Annotated in this window: 10 protein-coding genes and 1 pseudogene; 5 read left to right on the top strand and 6 right to left on the bottom strand. The window is 54.8% G+C overall.

The annotated features are described in order from the left end of the window. Window positions 1–55 precede the first annotated feature (55 nt). The 3 genes from ACMX3H_RS06225 to ACMX3H_RS06215 are packed head-to-tail and all read right to left on the bottom strand — an operon-like array spanning window position 56 to window position 2,273. Window positions 56–1,939 (bottom strand): transposase domain-containing protein, encoded by a 1,884-nt coding sequence (locus tag ACMX3H_RS06225; protein ID WP_415210191.1) that lies wholly within the window; start codon window positions 1,937–1,939, stop codon window positions 56–58. Beyond that, window positions 1,888–2,046: a DNA-binding protein gene (locus tag ACMX3H_RS06220; protein ID WP_415210193.1), complete on the bottom strand. Its 159-nt coding sequence runs from the start codon at window positions 2,044–2,046 to the stop codon at window positions 1,888–1,890. The genes ACMX3H_RS06225 and ACMX3H_RS06220 overlap by 52 nt, the downstream gene beginning before the upstream one ends. 59 nt (window positions 2,047–2,105) lie before the next feature. After that, on the bottom strand, window positions 2,106–2,273 hold the full coding sequence (locus ACMX3H_RS06215) for a helix-turn-helix domain-containing protein (protein ID WP_415210190.1): 168 nt from the start codon (window positions 2,271–2,273) through the stop codon (window positions 2,106–2,108). Window positions 2,274–2,464: 191 nt separating this feature from the next. Here ACMX3H_RS06215 and ACMX3H_RS06210 point away from each other — a divergent pair, with 191 nt between their 5' ends. The 4 genes from ACMX3H_RS06210 to ACMX3H_RS06195 all read left to right on the top strand — a co-directional run bounded on the left by ACMX3H_RS06210 (window position 2,465) and on the right by ACMX3H_RS06195 (window position 4,245). Beyond that, complete coding sequence (locus ACMX3H_RS06210; RefSeq protein WP_415210189.1) at window positions 2,465–3,046, top strand: DNA-binding protein; 582 nt, start codon at window positions 2,465–2,467, stop codon at window positions 3,044–3,046. 370 nt (window positions 3,047–3,416) lie between these two features. Further along, window positions 3,417–3,590: a hypothetical protein gene (locus ACMX3H_RS06205; protein ID WP_415210188.1), complete on the top strand. Its 174-nt coding sequence runs from the start codon at window positions 3,417–3,419 to the stop codon at window positions 3,588–3,590. A 2-nt stretch (window positions 3,591–3,592) separates the two neighbouring features. Then, on the top strand, window positions 3,593–3,937 hold the full coding sequence (locus ACMX3H_RS06200; RefSeq protein WP_415210187.1) for a hypothetical protein: 345 nt from the start codon (window positions 3,593–3,595) through the stop codon (window positions 3,935–3,937). Beyond that, window positions 3,934–4,245, top strand: coding sequence for an HAD-IA family hydrolase (locus ACMX3H_RS06195; RefSeq protein WP_415210186.1), 312 nt, complete (start codon window positions 3,934–3,936; stop codon window positions 4,243–4,245). The genes ACMX3H_RS06200 and ACMX3H_RS06195 overlap by 4 nt, the downstream gene beginning before the upstream one ends. Window positions 4,246–4,405: 160 nt before the next feature. On the opposite strand, the gene lysA is transcribed toward ACMX3H_RS06195, so the two are convergent. After that, a complete protein-coding gene (gene lysA / locus ACMX3H_RS06190) occupies window positions 4,406–5,674 on the bottom strand; it encodes a diaminopimelate decarboxylase (RefSeq protein ID WP_415210185.1) in 1,269 nt (422 codons plus the stop codon). A 140-nt stretch (window positions 5,675–5,814) separates the two neighbouring features. Between lysA and ACMX3H_RS06185 the strand changes: the two genes are divergently transcribed. Beyond that, window positions 5,815–6,741 (top strand): LysR family transcriptional regulator, encoded by a 927-nt coding sequence (locus tag ACMX3H_RS06185; RefSeq protein WP_415210184.1) that lies wholly within the window; start codon window positions 5,815–5,817, stop codon window positions 6,739–6,741. A 14-nt stretch (window positions 6,742–6,755) separates the two neighbouring features. Here ACMX3H_RS06185 and ACMX3H_RS06180 read toward each other — a convergent pair. Both ACMX3H_RS06180 and ACMX3H_RS06175 read right to left on the bottom strand, forming a co-directional pair. Next, a pseudogene (locus ACMX3H_RS06180) lies at window positions 6,756–7,824 on the bottom strand (MFS transporter); the annotation flags it as partial. A 286-nt stretch (window positions 7,825–8,110) separates the two neighbouring features. Beyond that, window positions 8,111–8,219 (bottom strand): ATP-binding protein (locus ACMX3H_RS06175; protein ID WP_415210192.1); only part of this gene is annotated, 109 nt, incomplete at its 5' end.

Genomic DNA, 8,219 nt, shown 5'->3' with positions numbered 1-8,219 from the left:
ATGAAAAGCGTTCTTGTGTTCCGATAAGCCATTCGGTTGCTCCCGAATGGCTTTTTTACAACAGCGGATCTGCATCCTGCTGGGCTTCAAGTAGAGCCAGCCCACGCCGCAAAGCCCCTTCGGTATCCAGATCGTCGACTTCCTCAATCTCTTCTTTCAGTACGGTATTGCCCGCTACCCGGAATATCTCAACGACCCGTGATTCAGGGGGCGTAGGTTCGGCCATCCTCGGCAGCAGCTCGGAGACTTCCAGTGCATCCATGCGTTTAGTGGTTTTGATAACGGCTTTGGTGGCCTTTTTAAGCTGATTACGCTGCCGGGCATGCTCACGGGCTGCCTGGGTATCGCCGAATGCACTGGCCTGAATACAGGGCGCAGCACAGATAAACTGTCCCTCCAGGGTGTAACAGAACACTTCACTATGCAGGTGCTGAGGATCAAAGCGCACCACCACCTTGCGCGGAGAAATGCCCATTAATGCGGCATGGTGATAAACGTTCTTCGCATTCAGCACTGCGCCGCCGGCATTGAGGGTAAATTCGCCCTTGTGATTCACTGACACCGCTTCGGCAGGCAGCAGGAACAGGCGTAACTGCTCTGCGGTCGGCTTGCGTACCAGCGTCTGCGGGAAATCACGCGCAAAGACCTGATCGAAGGAATATTGCCCGGCGCAAATTTCGGTCTGTCGGCCCACTTTTGCGTTAAACATGGCCACCCCTTCCGCGACGGTGGATAAAAACAGCGCGGCATCCACCGCCCGGCTGGCGTAATTTTCCGGTTTATGCATCGGATCCGGGCCGGTGTAGGCACCGGAGAGCGCGGGGTGTTTATCGATATATTCCTCAAGCCCGCCAACCCCAAAGGCGCGCTCAATGGGTTTAGCCTGGCCCCAGCCTTTCCCGGCGATAACAGAGGTCCAGTGAACGGTCGCACCGATGATGGCAAACAGCCCTTTCGGATCATCTTCACGTACCTTGAAGCGGTAGCGATTTTTAACGCCCCCGGTCAGCCATTTGTTGGCCGCAGCACGCGTGTTGTCGATGGTGATGTGGAAATCTTCGGGAATGCCATACGTCTTGATCACATCCATAAACGACAGGCGGATAGCGTCAGTGTTTTCGGTCAGGTCGGTACGCCAGCCAACAATCCGGCGGGTGCGGATATCCTGCCAGAACCAGGTTTTAGGCCGGACAATATCGCCGTTAAACCATTTAACGAACACGTTATGCTGATAGCCATCCCCGTTGATCCATTGCAGGGCATTAAGTTGTGCCACTGATCGCTGCTGGGACGGATGAAGCCGCATCAGTGCATGTTCCCCTTCACGGGACATCACCCGCACCTCAACCGGAATATCTTCAATACGACGACGCACCGTATCTAGCGAGGGTATCGGCCAGCCATGTTGTGCGGCAGCGAGGCAAAGTCTTTCGTAGCACTTGGTCAGAGCCGGTTTTTCCAGGCGAAGATAATCCCCTTTGATAAATTCCCAGGCGTCATCATGAAAATCAGCCCTGATCGCGCTTTTACGCTCAAGCAGGCGGTTATCCAGCAAGGCAGGCCCCCAGTCTGGGCGCGCATGTTTTTTCACCTTGCCGTACCAGCGGCGTAGCGTGTTGGCGGAAATCTCCAGCGAATGCCCTGCTGCCTGTGCGGCGGCCCTGACGCGCAACCCGCTTTGTACCAGCTCATGCATCAGCAATACGGCCTTGACCCGTTCGCCTGCCTGGTCCCGCTGGGCGGTAGTCGCACTTTCCCAGCAACGCCATAAGAAAGCGCGCTCGGGGTTGACCTGCTTTTTCTCAGGCAAGGTGATCAGACCCTGAGAGGTTTCTACTTTATTTACTTGCATTAATATTTGTAACTTCGTTTCTAAAGGCAATGAATTTATTGAGTATTCATACGCGACCCCCCTCTGATTCCTTTTATTTTTCTGCATTCCCATCCTTCATTTTTTGCCTTTCTTGAAATGGCACTGGGAGAGCTTGGCATCCCTTGGAGACCAACTAAATTCTTAGCAGAAAACCAATCATATTTTTTAACCATCACGCCCTCTTCTGATAACGAGAAGGCCAGATGTCTTCAGGCGTCAAACAAATTGCATCTTAAATTATTATTTCTGCATTTTTATATGGCTTATCTAGCGCATTTTTTAGCGTAAACGATGAGAGGCCGTTAGCACGGCCTAAAGCTGCTAGTGATGTATTCCTTTTTTTTAGTTCCGCAACAATGTCAGCTCTATGCCAATCGATGCATCTTTTCTTTCTATTCATAAAATGAGATCCTAAAGAATTACCTTACGTGCTACCTCAGTAGTTAGCCTTGAGGTTACGCAGTGAACTCTACAGTGAATACCTTGTGAATTCAATAACTGTATTTAAAAATACTAAAAATTTGACATAAACACTTGATTTTTATTGTTTTATTTTTAAATACATCAATGTCATTAAAAATGAGGGCTTTCATGACAGAAAAAGCGTGGTTTACAGCCAAGGAATTAGCTGGTCTTGGAGGATTACCCAGCTCTCCTAATAGTGTCTCTAGGAAAGCTAAAACTGAAGAATGGGAGTTTAGGCAGATTAAAGGGGTCAAGGGCGTATCATATGAGTACAACGTATATAGTATACCCACACCAACCCGTGAGAATGTTTTGAATTCCCTTTCGTTACATAATGAATTAAAAGAATCTAATAGATCAGAGCAGCATGAATTTGAATTAATCTGGACTAGCATATTTCATCTAATGAACAAAGAAGAAAAAACACAAGTTATTGATATATTTAAGAAAGGAGGTTTGTATGCTTTAATGCCAAGCATCGCGTTGAAGAACGAAAACACAGCAGAGAGCAGAGAAATTTTTCGCTCAAATCAATCAGCGTCTTCTGGCGATCAGTTATCTCAGTCTTCGATTAATACAGCCAAGATACTAGATAAGCTGACTGCGGAACAACGCAGAGAGATTTTGCAAAGGTATGAAATTGATGAGGGGGATAATCCAGATGCGATAAATCAGACTGTTACTCAGTATAAAAAAGAAGCTGGCTGATACCATCCATTGGCTAGCAGAACGAACGTAACAAAAGAAAATAGTACGAGAACCATCAAAAGGAACAGAAAAAGAATTTACGTTAAAGATAGTTTGAATGTCTTTTGAAGATCGCTTGAGACGATTTTACATGGATCAATTTGTTTGCTTAATTTTATCTTCTAGCTATCAAGTGGATCACTTTGCAGTTCTGCTTCCAAATTGATTAAATTTACGCCAAGTCAAGAATTAATCCCTGATTTAGTTAGTCTTTATCCCACCAGATCCCGCGAATTCCCGGATATTCCCGTTTATACCTATTGGATCACTTTAGGTAAGTCCCCACACTGACAGCCGTCCCTTATAGGATGCGGGTTCACTAGGCATCGTAGTGGAACATATTCTTACCGGGCCATACAACAAACCCACCAATAATTCAAGACGTCCTCCACGGGGCGCTTACTACCGATTCAGGCCATACAGGTCTTCCGCCGGGAAAAAACCAGCGGAAGTCATAGTTTGGCTATCACCCTTCCCAACCAGCGATGAGATAATTAAAGAATGATAATGAAATTAATTAAATCTAAAGCTTTGCTGTTTGACATAGACGGAACATTAGTCCACTCCACGCATCAGGTTGAATTTATCTGGCGTCACTGGTGTCGTATCAATCATATTGCGCCCCAGCAGGTACTGAGCATTTGTCATGGGGTTCGTTCGCGTGATGTCATCCATCGGGTCGCCCCCCATTTACCGTTGGAAGAACAGGCCGCGGTGCTTGACGGTCTGGAGATTGAATTTAGCGGCAAAGCGCGGGAAATCCCGGGCGCCGGCCGCTTCCTCAGTTCGCTCGGCGATGTCCCCTGGGCCGTGGTGACTCCCGCCAGCCAGCGGGTAGCTAGGCAAGGATGACATGCTGCCGACTGCCGTTGCCCGCGCTGATGGTGGGCGCCAATGAGGTGACCCGCGGTAAACCCGATGCGGATCCCTATTGGCTGGGCGCGAAATTACTCGGCATTGCGGCCAGCGACTGCCTGGTGTTTGAAGATGCGCCCGCCGACATCCACAGCGCGCTGGCGGCAGGCTGCAGCGTCATCCAGGTTGGCGGTGCGCCGCAGCCCGGCACCCGCATTCGTGGCCACATTCGCGACTGGCGGCAAATTCGCTTCATCGGGCTCGAGGGCGATGACATTGCGCTGGAGCTAAATCTTTCGCCATGAGCATCGTCTAGCAGCCCCCTTGTGTTTGGCAGTGGCAGCGCACCGGTGAGTATCGCCTTACCTGAGCACCCCCGCAACGCTTGGACGGCATTGCCAGCTTCATCGCGCCGGTGATACCCGCCGCACGCAGCGGGGAGGAAGCTGACCCCCAGCGCCTCTTTCAGGTCAATGATATTTCCAGGTCAAATAGCGCTTGCAGCGGCTGTCGGCGGCGAATTTGCCGTGTCTGGCCCCGTTCAAACAAGACCTCTGGCAGTAGTGGGCGGCTGTTGTAGTTCGAGGACATGGTCGCGCCATAGGCGCCGGTATCGTGAAAGACCAGATAGTCCCCCACCTGGGCCGGCGGCAAACGGCGCGATGTGACGCCGCCGCCGGCGGTTTGGGTAAAGACATCGCCGGACTCACAAAGCGGTCCCCCCACCACGGTATCGCGCAGCGATTGCGCGCCGCGATCGCGACCGTCCGCCGGCAGCAGCGAGATAGCGTGATAGCTGCCGTACATCGCCGGGCGCATTAAATCGTTAAACCCGGCGTCCACCAGCACGAAGTGGCGGCTGCCCATATCTTTGACCGCCCTGACCTGCGCCACCAGCACGCCCGCTTCCGCCACCAAAAAACGGCCAGGTTCAATTTCAAGCGTCACCGGATGCCCAAGATGCGCGCTAATCCGCCGGCGGGCGGCATCCCACAGGCTAAAGTAGTGATCGGTATCAATCGCCTCTTCGCCCGAACGATAGGGTACCGATAACCCGCCGCCCGCGGAAATGGCCGCGAGATCCAGTCCGCTGGCGATGACCTGCTGCACCATGGCGTCGCAGACCTGCGCGAGATGGGCGTAATCCACGCCCGAACCGATGTGCATATGTATGCCGATAAGCCGCAGGCCGTAGCGACGGATAAGCGCCCCGGCCTGCGGCAAATCTTCATGCCAAATACCGTGTTTGCTGTTTTCCCCGCCGGTATTGGTTTTTTGGCTGTGGCCATGGCCAAAACCGGGATTGACCCGCAGCCAGACGCCGTGCCCCGGCGAGCGGGCGCCAAGCTGCGCCAGCATATCCGCCGAGCCGGCGTTGACCGGGATGCCGAGCTCAACGACCCGCGCCAGCGTTGGTTCATCCAGCAAATCGGCGGTAAAAACAATGTCATGGCTGGCGGTGCCCGGCGGAAAACCGGCCAGTAGCGCGCGTTCAATCTCCCCGAGCGACACCGAGTCCACCTTGACGCCTTGGCTGCGCATCAGGCGCAGCAGATGGATATTGGAGCAGGCTTTCTGGGCGAAACGGACGGTATCGAAACGGCGTAGTTGCGCAATGCGCACGCTGATGGTTTCCGCTTCATACACCCAGACCGGGCCGCCATACTGCTGATGCAACGGCAATAAATTAACGGCGTTCAGGGCGCGTTCCGTGGTGTAAATATCGTGCGGCATGGTGGTCCTCGTAGGCGATGGGTCGGTCCCGGCAGCGCCGGCGTGAACTCTTCTTTGTAATGCATCGGCGCCTATTAATAAAATATCTTTTTTATCTCTATCTATTCATTTATGATATTGATTTTAAGATGAGGCGGAAGATGGCGGCGGTAAGCTCACGGCAGATCGATATTTTTCACGCGGTCATGACCACGGGGAATCTGACCGAGGCGGCGGGACTGCTCCACACGTCCCAGCCTACCGTGAGCCGTGAGCTGGCGCGGCTGGAACAGCTGTTGCAGCTGACGCTGTTTGAGAGAATTAAGGGCCGCCTGAAGCCGACCCATGAAGGGTTGTGGCTATTCGAGGAAGTACAGCGCTGGTACTACGGCATGGACCGGATCCTCGGCGCGGCGCGCGCTATTCGGGAATACCGCCAGGCGCAACTATCTGTCGCGTGCCTGCCGGTGTTTTCCCAGTCGCTACTGCCGGAAGTGTGCCGCGCTTTCTTCGCCACACACCCGGAAATCAGCCTGAATATTATCCCTCAGGAGTCGCCGCTGCTGGAGGAGTGGCTTTCCGCCCAGCGATTTGATTTGGGCCTGACGGAAAACCCGACGGCGCCCGCGGGCACTCGCCGCGAAACCCTAATGACCCTTAATGAAGTTTGCGTGCTGCCGCCCGGCCATCCGCTCGGCGCCAAATCCCTATTAACGCCGGAGGATTTCCGTGCCCTGCCGTACATTAGCCTTTCCGCGACCGACAGCTACCGGCACTGGCTGGATAGGCATTTTCAGCAGGCGGGCGTGGAACGACAAGGGGTAGTGGAGACCCATAGCGCCGCTTCGGTTTGCGCCATGGTGCGCGCCGGGGTCGGGCTTTCGATCGTCAATCCGCTAACGGCGCTGGATTATGCGGCCAGCGGCGTGCTCATCCGTCCCTTCAGTATCGCGGTCCCCTTCACCGTGAGCCTGATCCGTCCGCTACACCGGCCGGCCTCCGCGCTGGTGAATGAAATCAGCGGCTTCCTGCAGCGTTTCGCCGCCGAGGTGCCCGGTCGACTTGCCCGCGTGATGCAGACGCGCTGACCGCGGACGCTACGCTGGCGCGGCAGGCGGGAAAAGGTCACCAGGCAGATAAGTAATCCTCCCAGCGCTAACCCGCCGGCGGCCAGCGGCACCATGGTCAGCCCCAGGCCGGCATCAATGACCTGGCCACCCACCCATGCCCCGAGAGCGTTGCCGATGTTGAACGCAGAAATATTCAGCGTCGACACCAGATTCGGCGCATCATTGCCGTGCGCCACGACATTGAATTGCAGCGCCGGCACGGTACAGAATGTCGCCATTGCCCAGAAAAACAGCGTAATTTCCGTCGGCCACAGGGTGCCGCTGGTCCAGCGGAACAGCACCGAAAACAGCGCTATCAGCGCGAAACTCAGGATAAGCGCCACCGACACCCGCCAATCGGCGAGCCGTCCCCCCAACAAATTGCCCACCGTTAAGCCGGCGCCAATCAAAAACAGCGTCCAGCTCACGCCCCGATCGCTGATGTGCGTCACCTGCAACAGCAGCGGTGCGATATAACTGAATAAGGTAAACATGGCCGCGGCGAAAAATACCGTCATCAATAGCGATAGCAGCAGCCGCCCGTTACGCAAGGCGGACATTTCCCGCGCCAGATTGGCCGGCGCGGCGTTGCGCTGTGCCGGCAGACTGACCAGGAGCGCCAGCAGCGCCCAGCAAGGAGACGCACCAGAACGTCGCGCGCCAGCCGAACAGCTGCCCCAACCAGGTCCCGGCGGGGACGCCGAGCACGTTGGCGTGCGTCAGACCGGTAAACATCAGCGCCACCGCCGAGGCGCCGCGGTTGGGGGGCACCAATCCGGCGGCCACCACCGCACCGATACCGAAAAACGCGCCGTGGCAAAGAGCCGTCACCACCCGCGCTATCATCAGCAGCGCCAGACAGGTTTTGCGCGGCAAACTCGCGGTCAATATCGCCATAATCGGCGCGCCGATAGCCACGCCCAGCGCATAGCCGCTAATGAGCCAGCCGGCGTCCGGCAAACTGACCGCGAGATCCCCTGCGACCTCCGGCAATAATCCCATGATGACAAATTCGGTGGTGCAGATAGCAAAGGCGCTCAGCGCCAGCAATGCGATGGGCATAGCAAACTCCAATAGCGTTTCGTCCCCGCGGTGCAGGCACGGTTTATTATTGATAAGGGTGTGTGGTCAGAGTCAGAGGCAGGGCCTTGCATTATCGTTGTTATGCCGAGGGCGTGCCGCGCTGTGCGCAAACGCCTCAGTAAAGCGATACACGGGTGAAATTGCCGCTTGTGCGTACGTTCATACCGAATCCACAATCCCCCGCCACCGTGTGCAGATTCCGACGTATCCGATCATCTGTTCCGGCGAAATCCGATCACGTGTTCGCTCATCTTCTGACTCAGTTTTAGTCTATTTTTCCTGTGCTGGCTACTCCTTGCTCTTTGCGTAGTGATTCGCCTTTAAGTTCCAGTCGATAGCTGGGGTGTACTAGCCGATCGAGTAACGCGTCAGCT

The organism is Sodalis sp. (in: enterobacteria), assembly GCF_047607725.1.
Classification (GTDB): domain Bacteria; phylum Pseudomonadota; class Gammaproteobacteria; order Enterobacterales; family Enterobacteriaceae; genus JBLKSS01.
The sequence above is the reverse complement of the archived record's forward strand: the minus strand, read 5'-3'. Positions and strand labels throughout refer to the sequence as shown.